Origin of the sequence: Nocardioides silvaticus (assembly GCF_003160695.1) — a bacterium.
Lineage (GTDB): Bacteria > Actinomycetota > Actinomycetes > Propionibacteriales > Nocardioidaceae > Nocardioides > Nocardioides silvaticus.
This window is the reverse complement of the sequence record NZ_QGDD01000008.1, coordinates 1-15,112: the sequence shown is the minus strand read 5'-3', so window position 1 is coordinate 15,112 and position 15,112 is coordinate 1. Positions and strand designations below refer to the sequence as shown.

The window sequence follows — 15,112 nt, the reverse complement described above, 5'->3', positions numbered from 1 at the left end:
ACATTGCCCGGGTGACGACCAACGACGAGGCTCACCGGATCGCGCGCGAGAAGGGCGTCAGTGGTCCGCTCTACCTGGTGGTGAAGGTCGTTGCCGCCCTGGTCTTCCGTGTGGTCTGCGGGTTCACCGCGTCCGGCAAGGAGAACGTGCCGAAGAAGGGGCCGGTGGTCATCGTCCCGAACCACAAGAGCTTCTGGGACCCGTTCTTCGTGGCAATCGTGCTGCGCCGGCCGGTTCACTTCATGGGCAAGGCCGAGCACTTCGACGGGCCGATGGCCGGGATCTTCCTCCGTCTCGGCGCGTTCCCCGTGCAACGGGGAACCTCCGACGCCGAGGCGCTCGAGACGTCCCGCGCGATCCTCGCCCGCGGCGACGCGCTCGCACTGTTTCCCGAGGGCACCCGCGTGCGCGACGAGGGCCTGGGTACGCCGAAGCGCGGCGCGGCGCGGCTCGCCATCGAAGCCGGGGCGCCGCTGGTGCCCGCCACGCTCACCGGCACCGAGAAGCGACGCTGGCCGCTTCCGCGCAAGGTGCGGATCGTGTTCGGGACCCCGGTGTCCGTCAAAGGCCTGGAGGCGACTCCCGAGGACGCCGCGCTGGCGATGGGCCAGGCCTGGCCGCAGGTCACCGAGGAGTACGCCCGCTGGCAGGACCGCACGGGGCTGATCGCCGCCGGCGCCGCCGCCGTCGGGCTCGGGGCGTGGGTCGTGAGGAAGCGGCGTTCGGGCTAGTCCTCGTCGGTCCCGCCCCACACCAGCGAGTACACCTCGAACGCCGCGGCGAACCTCGTGCCGAGCCGCGAGCCGGCCTGCCGCATGTTGCCCTCGAGGAACTCGCGGGCGCTCCAGCCCTCCCAGCCCAGACCCTTGATGTAGGCGTCGTGCGCCTCGAGCGAGGCGACGCCGACGTCGAAGGTCTCGGTGGCGTCGGCCGCGTGCCGTGCCTCCGGCGACCCCGCTGCCCACACCGCGCGCACCCCGCCCCAGGGCTCGAGCCCGTCGGTGAGCTGCTCGGGGAAGATCCACCGGTTCCCGGCGTCGCGGACGCCGTCGAGCACGGCCTGCCCCACGGCGATGTGGTCGGCCTGGTTGAGGGCGCCGGGCCCGAACCGGTCCCGGAAGTTGCCGGTGACCACGATCTCCGGGCGGTGCCGGCGGACCACCTGCGCGACGGCCGCCCGCAGCTCGAGCCCGTACATCACCGTCCCGTCGGGGAACCCGAGGAACTCGACGCTGTCCACACCGACGATGCGCGCCGAGTCGATCTCCTCCTGCTCGCGCAGCGCGCGGCACTCGTCGGGGTGGAGCCCGTCGATCCCGGCCTCCCCGCTGGTCACCATGACGTACCGGATCGTCTTGCCCTGACCGGTCCACCGCGCGATCGCGGCGGCGGCGCCGTACTCCACGTCGTCGGGGTGGGCCACGATCACCAGTGCGCTGTCCCAGTCCTCCGGCAGCGGCTTCAACGGAGTCGGCTTCTCGTCCATGCGCCGAGCATCGCACCGCGGGCGTCGTTCGGGAACGGTCCGCGCCGCTCGATAGGCTCCCGTCCGCAGGGGCGGTAGCTCAGTCGGTCAGAGCAGAGGACTCATAATCCTTGGGTCGTGGGTTCGAGCCCCACCCGCCCCACCAGGTGCGTCGCGCGCCGTCACCGTCGTGGCCAGTGGTCCTTCCGGACTACGAGAAATGATCACAAAGGACGAGGTCTCGCCCTGGAACGCGCGGGTACCTGCCGGCCAACCGCGCAGCTCGATCGGCAGGGCGCAGCCGAACGAGGTGCGCGGTTCTGCGTCTGGGACCCGACTGCGGTCACTCCTCCGACGCCGGGTCCCCGCGTCGCTCGTCACGCCCCGGCAGCTCGGCCAGGACGGCCTGGGCGGCGTCGAAGATGTCGTCCGCCTGGTCCGGGGTGATGTCCCCGTCCACGCGGGCTTGCGCAGTGCGGGCGATCAGGTCCTCGACCGCGTCCCGCGCACGACGGGCCTTGCCCGCCTCGATCGCGTCGTCGACCGCTTCGGGAGCGGCTTCGATCTCGGGCACGCTCTCGGCCGGGCTCGGGTCCTCGGAACACGCGGTGAGGCCCAGGCCCATCGCCACGACGGTCGTCGCCAGCACGGTGCGGAGTCGGCTCGTCGGGTTCATCCCTGTCCTCCGACTGCTTCGTGGAGCTCGGTCAGGGGTTCGCGGAGGTTGTCCGGTGTGTTCGCCGGGATCTCCGCGGTCTCCGAGCCGCCCCGGGCGAGCGCCAGTGCGATGAGCAGGACGACCAGGGCGACGAAGGCGCCGACGACTCCCCAGGTCTCCGTTCCGGCGCCGCGAAGTCCCCGGAGACGGCTGGCGGCATGGGTGACCCGTCGGGCCAACGCGTCGCCTGACCTGTCGATGACCGACGTCCGGCCCGGAGCGACCTGCGGGCCGGTGACCGGGGCCGGTGGTGGGAGCCGTGGGCCGGCGGCGAGGGCGTCGTGGGTCTGGCTGCGCAGGAGGATCGCCAGCTCTGCAGCGGTCGGTCGCTGCTCGGGCTCCAGGGCGGTCGCGCGCGCGATCAGGTCACGCCACCCGAACGGCAGGTCGTGAGGGATCTCCGGCGCGCGCTGGAGGCGAGCAAGAGCGGCCTCGGCCGGGGCGCCGGCGTACTCCCGTCGGTTCTTGATCGCCTCGAGCAGCACGAGGCCGAGGGCGTAGATGTCGGCGGCGCCGGAGACGTCCTTGCCGCTGACCTGCTCGGGAGCGATGTAGGCGGCCGTGCCGATGGCCGATCCTGGCCGGGTGTGCCGGGTGTGCTGCTCGACCAGCCGGGCGATCCCGAAGTCGGCCAGCTTCACGCGCTCCTCGGCGTCGAGCAGGACGTTGCCCGGCTTCACGTCGCGGTGCACGACCCCGCGGGCGTGGACGTAGGAGAGCGCCTCCGCGATCTGCAGACCGACCGAGGCGAGCCGGTGCAGCGGCATCGGGCCCTCGCGCATGACGTCACCGAGGGTGGCACCGTCGACCAGCTCCATCACCAGGAACGGTCGTTCGTGCTCGCCGACAGCGGTGGCCGCGGCAGCGGTGCCGGGCCCGAAGCCGGCGTCGAGGACCGTCACGAGGCCGCTGTGGGACAGCTTCGCCAACGTCCGTGCCTCGGAGATGAACCGCGCGCGGTCGACCTCGTCCCCGGCACTGTCGAGGAGCAGCTTGACCGCGACCGGACGGACGAGCTTCAGGTCGAGGGCGCGGTAGACCTCGGCCATCCCGCCGCGGCCGATGATCTCCTCGAGGCGGTAGCGACCGGCAAGGACGAGTGCCCCAGCCTGGTCTGATGCGGTCACAGAGGTCGACGGGTGTCGCGGTGCTCCTCGACCACCGTGCTGCGGGTGCGCTGCTGGTTGACGATGAGCGAGATGACGATCGCGAGCACGCCGGCGACGAGCAGGATCCAGCCGAGCGTGCCGGTGTCGACCGCCGAGGTGTCGATGTTGACCGCGTCGAGAACGAGGACGAGACCAGCCACGATGAGGACGATGCCAAGACCGATAGCCATGCGAGGCTCCTTCAGGTAGGGGAGACCCGGTCTCGGGAACCGGGCCCTGCCAACGCGAGGCAGTACCCCCGAAATGCCGCGACAGACCGTCCTCGTTACATCCGCCGGCGGCGGTACGGCGCCCAGCCGAGCTCGCGCGCGGCAGGCGCAACGACCTCCTGGTCGAGCGCCAGGGCCTCGGCGAAGGGCTCGCCGAGCTCGGTGGCGGCGTCGTCCACCGGCCAGGCCTCGGCCTGCCCGCTGCCACCGGCAGCCAGGTCCGCCTCGACGGCGAGCTCCTTGACCGCGACGGAGGATTCGCTGACCGCGTGCAGCACGGAGCCCGCCCGCGCGCGGTCGAGGGCCAGCAGGACGAGGTCGGCAAGGTCGTCGACGTGCACCATCGGCCAGCGGACCGTCGGCTCGCCGACGTACCTGCCGGTGCCGGCGGCCCGGGCCCAGGCGACCATCATCCCGGGGATGCCGCCGCCCGCGCCGTGGACGATGCCGGGTCGGATGACGACGCCGCGCACCCCGGTGGCGTCGAGGACGTGGCGCTCCAGCCGGGGACGCTCGGAGACGATCGGGATCGGGTTCGTGTGGGCGGACTCGTCGACGGCCTCCGCGGACCGTCCGAGGACCCAGATCCCGCTGAGGTAGACGAGGGTCCGGCCCTCGAGCGTGTCGGTGAGTGCGGCGAGCGCGGCGAGGTCGGTGTCCCAGCTGTCGGTCGGCGTCGCCGCGTGGACGACGGCGTCGATCTCCGGGGTCACGGCCCTGCGGAGGCTGGCGGGGTCGGTGAGGTCGCCGGTGCGGCTCGGAGCCGCGGGTCGCTCATCCGGATCACGCACGAGCACGAGCGGCTCGTGCCCGGCCTCGCTCAGCCTGCGCACGACGGCGCTCCCGATGTAGCCGGTGCCTCCGATGACGAGGATCTTCATGACGCTGCTCCTTCGATGGGTCGAGATGAGGGGAGAGGGGTGATGGGCGAGCCGGCCGAGCGCGGCTCGGGCAGCTGACTGCCGAGGATCGCGACCAGGGCGAGGCTGAAACCGGCGACCTGGAGTGGCGCGAAGGTCTCGCCGAGCACCAGGGCGCCGAGGGCGGCGGCGACGATCGGGGAGAGCAGGCCGAGCATCGCCACCGAGGTGACCGGCAGCCGGCCGATGCCGCGGAACCAGAGGGTGTAGGCGACCAGCCCGCCGACGATCCCCAGCCACAGGTAGCCGGCCACCCCGCCGCCGTCGACGTGCGCCGGCGGACCCTCGACCACGCTGAGCGGGACGAGGACGACGCCGCCGGCGGTGAGCTGCCAGCCGGCGAAGCCGACCGCCGAGACCTCCGCTGGCCGACCCCAGCGCTTGGCGAGGGTCACGCCGAGGGCCATCGACACCGCGCCCGCGACACCAGCCGCGACGCCGACGGCGTCAAGGCCGGCGTCCGGGCCGAGCACGACCAGCGCCACGCCGGCGAGGCCCGCCACGCCCCAGCCGAAACGCCACACCGACGGCCGCTCGTGCAGGAGCACGATCGCGAGCCCGGCGACGACCAGCGGCTGGACGGCGCCGAACGTGGCCGCGACGCCGCCGGGCAACCGCTCGGCGGAGACGAACAGCAGCGGGAAGAAGATGCCGATGTTCAGGGTGCCGATCACCAGGGACCGCCACCACCACACGCCGTGGGGGAGCTGGCGGGCGATGAGCAGCGCGAGCAGGCCGGCGGGTACGGCGCGCATCGCCGCCGCAAAGGCTGGGTGACCCGAGGGCAGCAGCTCGGTGGTGACGAGGTAGGTGGTGCCCCAGACGACCGGGGTCAGGGCGGTGACGGCGGTGAGGCCGGCTCGTCCCTGTCCGCCGGAGGAGGCCGATGTCGGTGGCGCTGCGGGGGCGGTGATCGTCATGCTCACAATCTCCCGGTTCCGCAGTCATGAGTCCAACACATGCTTGTCACACGATTGATCGTGATTCACGATGGATCTCGTGGAGCTCCAGCAGATGCGCTACGTCGTCGCGGTCGCCGAGCTCGGCAGCTTCACGCGGGCGGCCGAGCGGTGCTTCGTCGTGCAGTCCGCGCTCAGCCACCAGGTCGCGCGTCTCGAGCAGGAGCTGGGCGTCCGACTGTTCCACCGCACCAGCCGGCAGGTGCGGCTCACGGCTGCCGGAGAGGCGTTCCTCCCCGAGGCGCGTCGCTGTCTGGAGGCGGCGGACCGGGCGCGGGACGAGGTCGCGGCCGCCACGGGGGAGATCAGGGGGCGGCTCTCGGTCGGGGTGATTCCGACGACGGCCGCGGTCGACGTGCCGGTGGCGCTACGGAAGTTCCACGACCGTCACCCGGAGGTGCGGGTCGGGCTGAGCACCGGATCCAGCGACGCGCTGGTCCGCCGCGTCGCCGACGGGAGGCTGGACCTCGCGTTCCTCGGGCTGCCCGTCGGCACCGAGGTGACCGGTGTCTCCGGGCACGTGTTCGCCCAGGACCGCCACGTCGCCCTGGTGGCGCCGGACCACCGGTTCGCCGCCTCGAAGCGTCTGCGCCTGAGCCGGCTGGCCGGCGAGCCGTTCGTCGACTTCCCGGCCGGCACGCCCGGCCGTGAACAGACCGACCAGGCGTTCGACGCCGCCGGACTGCGCCGGGACGTGTCCTTCGAGGTGACCGACGTCCAGGTGATGGCAGGCCTGGTGCGGCAGGGCCTCGGGCTCGCGCTGCTCCCGTCGTCGTACGCGCCCTCGCTGCCGGGCCTCATCGCGATCCCGGTGGAGCGGGGGCCGGTCCGTGCGGAGCACCTGGTCTGGAGCCGGCTCGGCCCCTCGCCCGCTGCCGCCGCGTTCCTCGACCAGCTCGGCATCAGCCGATAGCCCGCCGCCGGCCGCCGGTGCGTTTTCCGCGCAGAAGCCTGCGTTCGGTGCGCTGTCGGCGCGGCGGCAGTGGACCTAGCGTGGGTGGGTCCGCGTCGATGGCTGGGTCCTGGCACCCCCGGTCCCGGCACCCAAGCGCCGACAGGAGACCGCGTTGTCCGACGAGACCACCTTCAGCGGCACCCACGAGGTGGCCGTCGAGCCGCCGGGGGCGATGGAGACCGACTACGGGCTGGTGCTGAAGTGGCGCCGCCGCGGCGACCTGTGGGAGGGCCTGGTCACCCGGGAGGTCGACGGCAGGGTCACCACCGAGTGGCTGCCCGCGCTCGTCCTGAACCCGCTCACGACTTCCTGAGCCCGCCCGGGCACGGCGCCCGTCAGTCGAGGCGCACGAAGCCCGACCGGTAGGCGGTGACGACCAGCTGGAGCCGGTCGCGCACCTCGACCTTCTGGATCAGGCGCGCGATGTGGCTCTTCACGGTGGCGACCGAGATGAACAGGGCCTGCGCGATCTCGGTCGTCGACAGACCGTCGGCGATGCAGTGGAGCACCTCGACCTCGCGGTTGGAGAGTCGCCCGGCCCAGAGGGGAAGCGGGGCGGGGGAGGTCGCGACCGGCCGCGGTGCCACGGGCGGCGGGACGACCTGGAGGTGACGACGGTGGTGGACGCCGTACGTCGCCAACGTGGTGCGCATCGACTCGGTCATGTCATCTCCTCGGTCGGGGTTGCACCGAAACTACGAAGCAGGGACCCGTCCCGAATCGGGGAAAACCCTCTGCTTGTCGATCACCGTGCTCCGCCCACGGCGAACGCGGCCCTGACGCCGCTCACGTTGTGATGAGGTGGGGACATGAAGTGGCTCACGTTGGGTGGCACCGTCTTCCTGTCGCGCGCGGTCGCGGCCGAGGCGCTCCGGCGCGGTCACGAGGTGACCTGCGCCTGTCGCGGCGTCTCCGGCGAGGTTCCCGAGGGCGCGACGCTGCTGCCGTGGGACCGGGCGGACGAGCCGCCGGCCGAGCTGGCCGCGGACTACGACGTCGTGGTCGACGTGTCCCGCCGTCCCTCCCACGTACGACGCGCGGTCGCTGCCGTGCCGGACGCGCACTGGGTCTTCGTGTCGACCGTCAACGTCTACTCGGACGAGAGCGAGCCCGGGGGGCCGGGCACCCTGCCGCTGCACGAGCCGATCACCGAGGACGTCGACCTCGCGACCGACCCGGAGGCCTACGGTCCGATGAAGGTCGCCTGCGAGGACGCGGTGCGCGAGGGTGCGGCCTCGGCGGCGATCGTGCGACCCGGCTTGATCGTGGGTCCGGGCGACCTCACCGGGCGGTTCAGCTACTGGCCGGCCCGCCTCGCCGAGGGCGGAGAGGTGCTCGCGCCCGGGGACCCCAAGGACCCGGTCCAGGTGATCGACGTGCGCGACCTGGCGGCGTGGATCGTCACCCTCGGCGAGCAGCGCACCACGGGAGACTTCGACGGCGTCGGCCGGCCGACACCGATCGGCCACCTGCTCCGCGCGTGCGCGCCCGAGGCCGAGCTGACCTGGGTCGACCAGGAGTTCCTGGCCGAGCAGGGTGTCGAGCCCTGGATGGGACCCGACTCGGTGCCGCTGTGGCTGCCGCGTCCCGAGTACGACGGCATGATGCAGCACTTCGTCGAGCCCGGCCTGGAGGCCGGTCTCGCGCTCCGCCCGATCGCGGAGACCGCGCGCGACACCCTGGAGTGGCTCCGCGCCCACCCCGGGGAAGGCACGACCGGCATGGGCCGCGAGCGCGAGCGGGAGCTGCTCGCCGCCTGGCACGCTCGCGCCTGACGGCTGCGGGGGCGCGCTCGCCGTACGCTCCCGGTGTGATCAAGTACCTCGGCTCCAAGCGCACCTTGGTGCCGGTGCTGGGGGAGCTGGCGGTCGGCGCCGGCGCCCGGACGGCGCTCGATCTGTTCACCGGCACGACGCGGGTCGCCCAGGAGCTGAAGCGCCGCGGGCTGCACGTCACCGCCAACGACTTGGCGACCTACTCCGCCGTCCTCAGCGACTGCTACGTCGCCACCGACGCGAGGACGATCGACGAGGCCGAGCTCGATGCGGCGCTGGCGCGGCTCGACGGCCTGCCCGGCGCGCCCGGCTACTTCACCGCAACCTTCTGCGAGAACGCCCGGTTCTTCCAGCCTCGCAACGGCGCCCGGGTCGACGCGATCCGCGATGCGATCGAGCGCGACCACCCGCCGGGGGACCCGCTGCGACCGGTGCTGCTGACCAGCTTGATGCTCGCGGCCGACCGGGTGGACTCGACCACCGGCCTGCAGATGGCCTACCTCAAGGAGTGGGCGCCGCGGGCGCACCGCGAGCTGCGGCTCGAGCGGCCGGCGCTGCTGCCCGGACCGGGCGCCACCGTGCACGGCGACGCGACGCGGATCGTCGACGAGGTCGGTCCGGTCGACCTGGCCTACGTCGACCCGCCCTACAACCAGCACCGGTACTTCACGAACTACCACATCTGGGAGACGCTGATCCGCTGGGACGCGCCGGAGCACTACGGCGTCGCCTGCAAGCGGATCGACAGCCGCGACGACCACACCCGCAGCGTCTTCAACACCCGGCGCGCGATGCCGTCGGCGTTGGCCGACCTGCTCGCGCGGACGCGGGCGGAGGTCGTCGTCGTGTCCTACAACGACGAGTCGTGGATCACCGCCGACGAGATGACCGGCATGCTCCACGAAGCCGGCCATCCCGAGGTGCGGCTGCTCGCGTTCGAGCGGAAGCGGTACGTCGGCGCGCTCATCGGCATCCACAACCCGGCCGGGCAACGGGTCGGCGAGGTCGGCCGACGCCGCAACGTGGAGCACGTGTTCGTCGCCGGCGACCGCGACCGGGTCGAGGCCGCGGTCGCCGCAGCGGCGGGGCTTCAGCCGCTTCCCGGCTGATCAGTCGTCGTCGCGGTCGTCGTCGCGGTCGTCGTCGGCGCGGTCGTCGCGGTCGTCGCGGTCGTCGTCGTTGTCGTCGGTGTCGTCGGTGTCGTCACGGTCGTCCGGGCCGTCGGTCTCGGTGCCCACGACGGTGAAGTCGTCATCGAGGCGCACGTCGACCTCGGTGCCGTCGTCGAGGGTGACCTCGACGTCGTAGCGGCCCGGCTCGTCGCGGTCGTCGTCGAGATCGGTGTCGGTCACGGTGCCACCGCCCGTCTCGGCAAGGGCGACCCGCTCGGCCTGCTCGCGGTCGGCGGTCGGGATCGGTCCGTCGTCCTCGCCGGAGGTCAGGGCGTAGCCGCCACCGGTGGTGACCGCGACGAGCGCGACCGCGCCGGCGCCGCCGAGGAGGAGCTTGCGGGAGAGGTTGATCTTCTTCATGGCGACGACGCTAGGTCGCGAGGATGAGGGCACGATGAGCCTCTCATCCGTCCCTCATCCCCAGCCCTAGGGTGGTGCTCGTGCGAGTGCTGCTGGTGGAGGACGAGGCCAAGCTGGCCCGGCTGGTCGCGCGTGGCCTGACCGAGCGCGGTGACCTCGTGACCGTCGCGGGAACGGGCCAGGAGGCGCTCGACGCGGCCCTCGGCGAGGAGGAGTACGACGTCGTGCTGCTCGACGTACGTCTCCCCGACATGGAGGGCTTCGAGGTCTGCCGGCGGATCCGGCGGGCGCGGGTGTGGACGCCGGTGCTCATGCTCACCGCCCGCAACGCCGTCGCCGACCGGATCACCGGCCTCGACAGCGGTGCCGACGACTACCTCGGCAAGCCGTTCGCCTTCGACGAGCTGCTCGCCCGGATGCGAGCCCTCGCGCGGCGCGGGCCGGTGCCGCGGCCCACCGACCTCGAGGTGGGTGACCTCCGGCTGGACCCCGCTTCGCGCCGGGTCTGGCGCGGGGAGACCGAGATCGAGCTGTCCACCCGCGAGATGGCGCTGCTCGAGGCGCTGATGCGCCGCCCCGACCAGGTGCTCAGCCGCGACCAGCTGCTCGCCCTCGCCTGGGGCGACACCCACGAGACGTCCTCCAACGTCGTGGACGTCTACATCCGCTACCTCCGCGAGAAGATCGACCGGCCGTTCGGGGCCGACTCCGTCCGCACGGTGCGCGGCGTGGGCTACCGGCTGACCGGGGGATCGGGTGCGTAGCCCCGCCTGGTCGCTGCGGCTCCGCGTCGCGCTCGCCTTCCTGCTCACCACGGCCCTGGCCATGGTCGCGCTCGGGGTGTTCGTCCAGCTGCGCGTCTCGAACGCGCTCGAGGAGCGGTTGCGCGACCAGGTCGAGACGGAGCTCGACCGGCTGCTGCTCGTGCCGCCGCCGGAGCGCGCCACTGCCGTCGGTCGCCTCGCCGCCGACGTGCACGCGCAGGTGCTCGACGCCGACGGCGACGTGCTGGGCTCCTCACCCGAGCTCCCCGGCCGGATGGTCGACCCCGACGAGGTCGGCACCGGCTACTCCGACGCGCGGATCAGCGTCTACGACGACTTCTACGACGAGGACGACGACGAGGGGGAGCCCGACGAGGGCGAGCCGCCGGAGGTCGAGGGCGAGAACGTCGTGCTCTACGTGAAGCGCGACGGCGACCAGGTCCTGGTGGTGGCGACCAACCGGCAGGACGCAGACCGGGCGGTGTCCGCCGTGCGCCGGCAGCTCCTCGTCAGCGGGCCGGTCGCGCTCGCCGTGGCCGGCCTGCTCGGCTACTTCGTCGCCGGGCTGGGGCTGCGGCCGATCGAGCGGATGCGGGCCCGCGCGGCGACGATCTCCTCCCGCAGCGCCGGCGAGCGGCTGCCGGTGCCGGCCGCGGCCGAGCTGCGCCGGCTGGCGCTCACCCTCAACGCGATGCTCGACCGCCTCGACGAAGGCCTGGAACGGGAGCGGCGGTTCGTCGCGGATGCCAGCCACGAGCTGCGCACCCCGCTGGCGCTGCTCCTCACCGAGGTCGAACTCGCCCTCTCCGGCCCGCGCTCCCAGGACGAGCTGGTCGAGGCGCTCCAGTCCGCCGAGGAGGAGGTGCGCCGGCTCATCGCCATGAGCGAGGGCCTGCTCGCCCTGGCGAGCGCCGACGCCGGCCAGCTCCAGCTGCAGAGCGAGGAGCTCGACGTCGCGGCGGTCGCGGTCGACGTCGTACGCCGGTTCCGGGCGACCGCCGAGGCGTCATCGCGCTCCGTCACGTTCACCGGCGACCCCTCCGTGCCGGTGGCCGGCGACGAGGAGCGACTGACCCGCGTGGTCTCCAACCTCGTCGACAACGCGCTGCGGCACGGTGCCGGCGACGTCGAGGTGCGGGTCGTGAACGGGCCCGAGGTGGTCGTCGAGGTGAGCGACGAGGGCGCGGGGTTCCAGGAGGAGCGGCCCTTCGAGCGGTTCGCTTCAAGCCACGGCTCCGTCGGGCTGGGCCTCGCGATCGTCGACGAGATCGTCCGCGCCCACGGCGGCACCATCGGCATCGACCGCGTGCGCGGCCGGACCGTCGTGCGCCTGACGCTGCCGCCGCTCAGCCGGCGGTGACGGCGTCGTCGATCAACAGCTGGTCGCCCTCCTGCACCAGCTGGAGGGTGACGGTCTCGGTGATGTTGCCGTCCGCCGGCCAGTCGTACTGATAGGTGTAGGTGACCGTCATGGCCGCCGGGTCGGCGGAGACGTCGAGCATCTTCGGGTTGGACATGGTGCCCCAGAAGTCGGCGTACTCAGGGCTGCGCTCCTGGTAGGCCGGGGTCAGCAGGGCGAAGCCGGCGTCCGGGTCCTGCGCCGCCGTCGTGACGTACGTCGACGCGAACGACTCGAGCTCCTCGGCCGTCGGCTCCTCCGCTGGTGACTGCGACTGCGACCCGGAGGTCGAGCTGCTCGCGGCGCCGGTGTTGTTGGGGAGCGTCGTCGGTCCGGGGTCCTCGTCGCCGCCGATGAGCAGGACGGCTGTGGCAACCGCTCCGACGACGAGCACGGCGGCCGCGGCCATCAGCGCCACCCGCGTCGTCCGGCGCGAGGACCCGGGCCGCGTGGCCGGGCCGGTCCGGTCGTGCTCGCCGGTCGCGGTCCGGACGGCGGTCCGTTCCGGCACCGGCTCGTCGTGGACGGTCGGCGGGGGCGGCGTCGGAGGGTCGACGGCGGCGAGCACCCGGGTCCGGTCCGTCGCCTCCGGGCCGGCGCGCAGGTAGGCGACGACGTCCTCCATCGACATCCGGTCGGCCGGTTCCTGCTGCATGGTCCCGCGGACCAGGGGTGCGAGCCAGCCGCCGTCGTCGAGCTGCGGCGTGGGTTCGTGCGCGACCCGGTAGAGCACGCCGAGCACGGCGTTCTCACCTTCGGGCGCCTCGTACGGTGGACGGCCGGCGAGAGCGTGGAAGACCGTCGCCCCGAACGACCAGACGTCGCTCGCGGTGGTCGCGGTCGCGCCGGTCGCGACCTCGGGCGCGATGTAGGCGGGCGATCCCGTGATGAGCCCGGTCTGGGTGAGCGAGGCGTCGGCGACGGCTCGGGCGATCCCGAAGTCGGCGAGCTTCGCGGTGCCGTCCAGACCGACCAGGATGTTCGACGGCTTGACGTCTCGGTGGACGATCTCCGTCGCGTGGGCGGCGGCCAGCGCCTCGGCGACCTGGAGCAGCAGCGGAGTAGCCTCGTCCGGTGTGAGCGGCCCGCGGTCGCGGACGAGCTGGGCCAGCGTGGTGCCTTCGACGTACTCCGTCACGAGCCAGGTGTGCTCGCCGTCGTTGACGAAGTCGAAGACCGAGACCACGTTGGCGTGGTTGACCTGAGCGGAGATGCGCGCCTCGCGCTCGGCGCGGACGGAGTCGTAGGCCGACGCTCCCGGCGGCAGCCCGATCCGTTTGATCGCCACGGACCGGTCGAGGATGTCGTCGCGCGCGAGCCAGACCGCACCTGACCCGCCGCGGCCGATCTCGCGCTCGAGTGTGTATCGGTCCGCCACCTTGACACTGCTCATCTCGTGGGGAGGGTACCCAGCGGGGCGAGGTTGACCGCCCTGCTTCCGTCCGCCTCCCGACCAGGCGCGGACGAACCCGCTGGGCAGCGCGGGAGCGCATGCGGCAGGCTTGGCGTCAGCCCGAACCGACTGGAAAGGACCACCGTGTCCGTCGACCCGACCCTTCTCGATGACCTGGAGTGGCGCGGCCTGCTCGCCCACACCACGGACCGCGACGCGCTCTCCGCGGCGCTGGCCGAGGGAAGTGTCCGGTTCTATGTCGGCTTCGACCCGACCGCGCCGAGCCTGCACATGGGCAACCTCGTGCAGCTGGTCACCGCGCGCCGCCTGCAGAACGCCGGCCACACGCCGTTCGCACTCGTCGGCGGCGCGACCGGGATGATCGGTGACCCCAAGGAGGCGGGGGAGCGGACGCTCAACTCGCTCGACACGGTGAAGGACTGGACCGAACGGGTGCGTTCGCAGGTCGAGCCGTTCCTGGCGTTCGAGGGCGTCAACGCGGCCACGATGGTCAACAACTACGACTGGACCTCGTCGCTCTCGACCATCGACTTCCTGCGCGAGATCGGCAAGCACTTCCCCGTCAACCGGATGCTCGCCCGCGACGTGGTGAGGAGCCGGCTCGAGGCCGGCATCAGCTACACCGAGTTCAGCTACGTGCTCCTGCAATCGATGGACTTCCTCGAGCTCTACCGCCAGCACGGCGTGACGCTGCAGTTCGGCGGCTCCGACCAGTGGGGCAACCTGACCGGCGGGGTCGAGCTGATCCGGCGGGCCGAGGGCGGCAAGGCGCACGCTTTCGCCACGCCCCTCATCACCAAGGCCGACGGCACCAAGTACGGCAAGACCGAGGGCGGAGCCCTGTGGCTCGACCCGCAGATGCTGTCGCCGTACGCCTTCCACCAGTTCTGGCTCAACGCCGAGGACGAGAAGGTGGGCGAGCTGCTGCGCACCTTCACCTTCCTGCCCCGCGCGGAGATCGAGGCGCTCGAGGCCCGGCACGCCGAGAAGCCGTTCCTGCGCGAGGCCCAGAAGGTGCTGGCCGACGAGGTCACGACGCTGGTCCACGGAGCCGCGGAGACCGACCAGGCCAAGGCCGCTGCCCAGGCGCTCTTCGGCGGAGGCGACCTGGCGGGCCTGTCCGGCGCCACCATCGCCGCCGCCCTCGAGGAGGCGGGATCGGTCGACGTCGACGGCGCGGGCGGCATCCCCGGCATCGTCGACCTGCTGACCCTCAGCGGGCTCGCGGCCAGCAAGGGGGAGGCACGGCGCACCGTGGCCGAGGGCGGCGTCTACCTCAACAACGAGCGCGTCGAGGACGTCGACCTGGTGCCCTCGAGCAGCGACCTGATCGGCGGTTCCTGGCTGGTCCTCAGGCGGGGGAAGAAGCGGTTCGCCGGCGTCCGGCTCCGTTGACCCACCCCCGATTTGTGCAACCCGCCATGGGTCTGTAATGTTCTCTGAGTCGCCAGGGAGCGGCGGGGAGCAAGATCCTTCGGATCGGGCTCCCGGCCCCGAGGCGGCCGCCCCTCTCTCACCAAACTCGGTGACAACGAGCACGCGACAGCGAGCTCGAAGTTCATCGGGGTGCGGTGCTGCGGGTGGGTGATCACCAGCGCGAGGACTGACCGCAAGCGATGCCTCGGTGCGTGTGATGTTTGAGAACTCAACAGTGTGTCATGCAATTTATGTCGTTGTGATTTGTTTGTGCGGCATCTGCATCTTTGGGTGTGGGTGTTCGTGGTTTTTGGCAAGTCAAATGATTCTGGCGAATGCTAGTTTGTTTGGTTCTTGCTGGGTTCAGCTTTTTATGGAGAGTTTGATCCTGGCTCAGGACGAACGCTGGCGGCGTGC

Annotated in this window: 17 protein-coding genes and 1 tRNA gene; 9 read left to right on the top strand and 9 right to left on the bottom strand. The window is 72.2% G+C overall.

Annotated features, from left to right (window positions below; all coding sequences use genetic code 11):
• Positions 1 to 11: 11 nt before the first annotated feature.
• Positions 12 to 731, top strand: coding sequence for a lysophospholipid acyltransferase family protein (locus DJ010_RS16390; RefSeq protein ID WP_158283033.1), 720 nt, complete (start codon positions 12 to 14; stop codon positions 729 to 731).
• Here DJ010_RS16390 and DJ010_RS16385 read toward each other — a convergent pair.
• Positions 728 to 1,486 (bottom strand): PIG-L deacetylase family protein, encoded by a 759-nt coding sequence (locus DJ010_RS16385; RefSeq protein ID WP_109695743.1) that lies wholly within the window; start codon positions 1,484 to 1,486, stop codon positions 728 to 730. The genes DJ010_RS16390 and DJ010_RS16385 overlap by 4 nt on opposite strands.
• Positions 1,487 to 1,554: 68 nt before the next feature.
• On the opposite strand from DJ010_RS16385, the gene DJ010_RS16380 reads away from it, so the two are divergent.
• A tRNA-Ile gene (locus DJ010_RS16380) sits at positions 1,555 to 1,631 on the top strand.
• Between the two features lie 177 nt (positions 1,632 to 1,808).
• Here the strand turns inward: DJ010_RS16380 and DJ010_RS16375 are convergent.
• From DJ010_RS16375 to DJ010_RS16355, 5 genes are all read right to left on the bottom strand, one after another.
• A complete protein-coding gene (locus DJ010_RS16375; RefSeq protein ID WP_109695741.1) occupies positions 1,809 to 2,141 on the bottom strand; it encodes a hypothetical protein in 333 nt (110 codons plus the stop codon).
• The gene (locus DJ010_RS16370) at positions 2,138 to 3,310 is read right to left on the bottom strand and encodes a serine/threonine-protein kinase (RefSeq protein WP_109695739.1); all 1,173 of its coding nucleotides are present in this window, start codon (positions 3,308 to 3,310) and stop codon (positions 2,138 to 2,140) included. The genes DJ010_RS16375 and DJ010_RS16370 overlap by 4 nt, the downstream gene beginning before the upstream one ends.
• Positions 3,307 to 3,522 (bottom strand): DUF6458 family protein, encoded by a 216-nt coding sequence (locus DJ010_RS16365; RefSeq protein ID WP_109695737.1) that lies wholly within the window; start codon positions 3,520 to 3,522, stop codon positions 3,307 to 3,309. The genes DJ010_RS16370 and DJ010_RS16365 overlap by 4 nt, the downstream gene beginning before the upstream one ends.
• 95 nt (positions 3,523 to 3,617) lie before the next feature.
• Positions 3,618 to 4,442 carry an NAD-dependent epimerase/dehydratase family protein gene (locus DJ010_RS16360; RefSeq protein WP_109695735.1) on the bottom strand — a complete coding sequence of 275 codons (825 nt, stop codon included), beginning with the start codon at positions 4,440 to 4,442 and terminating at the stop codon, positions 3,618 to 3,620.
• Positions 4,439 to 5,401 (bottom strand): EamA family transporter, encoded by a 963-nt coding sequence (locus DJ010_RS16355; protein WP_109695733.1) that lies wholly within the window; start codon positions 5,399 to 5,401, stop codon positions 4,439 to 4,441. The genes DJ010_RS16360 and DJ010_RS16355 overlap by 4 nt, the downstream gene beginning before the upstream one ends.
• A 79-nt stretch (positions 5,402 to 5,480) precedes the next feature.
• Here DJ010_RS16355 and DJ010_RS16350 point away from each other — a divergent pair, with 79 nt between their 5' ends.
• Both DJ010_RS16350 and DJ010_RS16345 read left to right on the top strand, forming a co-directional pair.
• A complete protein-coding gene (locus DJ010_RS16350) occupies positions 5,481 to 6,353 on the top strand; it encodes a LysR family transcriptional regulator (RefSeq protein WP_109696135.1) in 873 nt (290 codons plus the stop codon).
• Positions 6,354 to 6,507: 154 nt separating this feature from the next.
• Positions 6,508 to 6,708 carry a hypothetical protein gene (locus DJ010_RS16345; RefSeq protein WP_109695731.1) on the top strand — a complete coding sequence of 67 codons (201 nt, stop codon included), beginning with the start codon at positions 6,508 to 6,510 and terminating at the stop codon, positions 6,706 to 6,708.
• 22 nt (positions 6,709 to 6,730) lie between these two features.
• Here DJ010_RS16345 and DJ010_RS16340 read toward each other — a convergent pair whose 3' ends face one another.
• Positions 6,731 to 7,060 carry a response regulator transcription factor gene (locus DJ010_RS16340; RefSeq protein ID WP_109695729.1) on the bottom strand — a complete coding sequence of 110 codons (330 nt, stop codon included), beginning with the start codon at positions 7,058 to 7,060 and terminating at the stop codon, positions 6,731 to 6,733.
• A 144-nt stretch (positions 7,061 to 7,204) separates the two neighbouring features.
• On the opposite strand from DJ010_RS16340, the gene DJ010_RS16335 reads away from it, so the two are divergent.
• Both DJ010_RS16335 and DJ010_RS16330 read left to right on the top strand, forming a co-directional pair.
• Positions 7,205 to 8,170 carry an NAD-dependent epimerase/dehydratase family protein gene (locus DJ010_RS16335; protein ID WP_109695727.1) on the top strand — a complete coding sequence of 322 codons (966 nt, stop codon included), beginning with the start codon at positions 7,205 to 7,207 and terminating at the stop codon, positions 8,168 to 8,170.
• Between the two features lie 35 nt (positions 8,171 to 8,205).
• Positions 8,206 to 9,279: a DNA adenine methylase gene (locus tag DJ010_RS16330; protein ID WP_109695725.1), complete on the top strand. Its 1,074-nt coding sequence runs from the start codon at positions 8,206 to 8,208 to the stop codon at positions 9,277 to 9,279.
• Here DJ010_RS16330 and DJ010_RS16325 read toward each other — a convergent pair whose 3' ends face one another.
• On the bottom strand, positions 9,280 to 9,702 hold the full coding sequence (locus DJ010_RS16325; RefSeq protein WP_109695723.1) for a PepSY domain-containing protein: 423 nt from the start codon (positions 9,700 to 9,702) through the stop codon (positions 9,280 to 9,282).
• 80 nt (positions 9,703 to 9,782) lie between these two features.
• On the opposite strand from DJ010_RS16325, the gene DJ010_RS16320 reads away from it, so the two are divergent.
• Both DJ010_RS16320 and DJ010_RS16315 read left to right on the top strand, forming a co-directional pair.
• Positions 9,783 to 10,466, top strand: a complete 684-nt coding sequence (locus tag DJ010_RS16320; protein WP_109696133.1) for a response regulator transcription factor — start codon at positions 9,783 to 9,785, stop codon at positions 10,464 to 10,466.
• On the top strand, positions 10,459 to 11,826 hold the full coding sequence (locus DJ010_RS16315) for an ATP-binding protein (RefSeq protein ID WP_109695721.1): 1,368 nt from the start codon (positions 10,459 to 10,461) through the stop codon (positions 11,824 to 11,826). The genes DJ010_RS16320 and DJ010_RS16315 overlap by 8 nt, the downstream gene beginning before the upstream one ends.
• Here DJ010_RS16315 and DJ010_RS16310 read toward each other — a convergent pair.
• A complete protein-coding gene (locus DJ010_RS16310) occupies positions 11,813 to 13,258 on the bottom strand; it encodes a serine/threonine-protein kinase (RefSeq protein ID WP_109695719.1) in 1,446 nt (481 codons plus the stop codon). The two genes, DJ010_RS16315 and DJ010_RS16310, sit on opposite strands and share 14 nt — an antisense overlap.
• A 144-nt stretch (positions 13,259 to 13,402) precedes the next feature.
• On the opposite strand from DJ010_RS16310, the gene tyrS reads away from it, so the two are divergent.
• Positions 13,403 to 14,674, top strand: coding sequence for a tyrosine--tRNA ligase (gene tyrS / locus DJ010_RS16305; RefSeq protein WP_109695717.1), 1,272 nt, complete (start codon positions 13,403 to 13,405; stop codon positions 14,672 to 14,674).
• Positions 14,675 to 15,112: the final 438 nt, after the last annotated feature.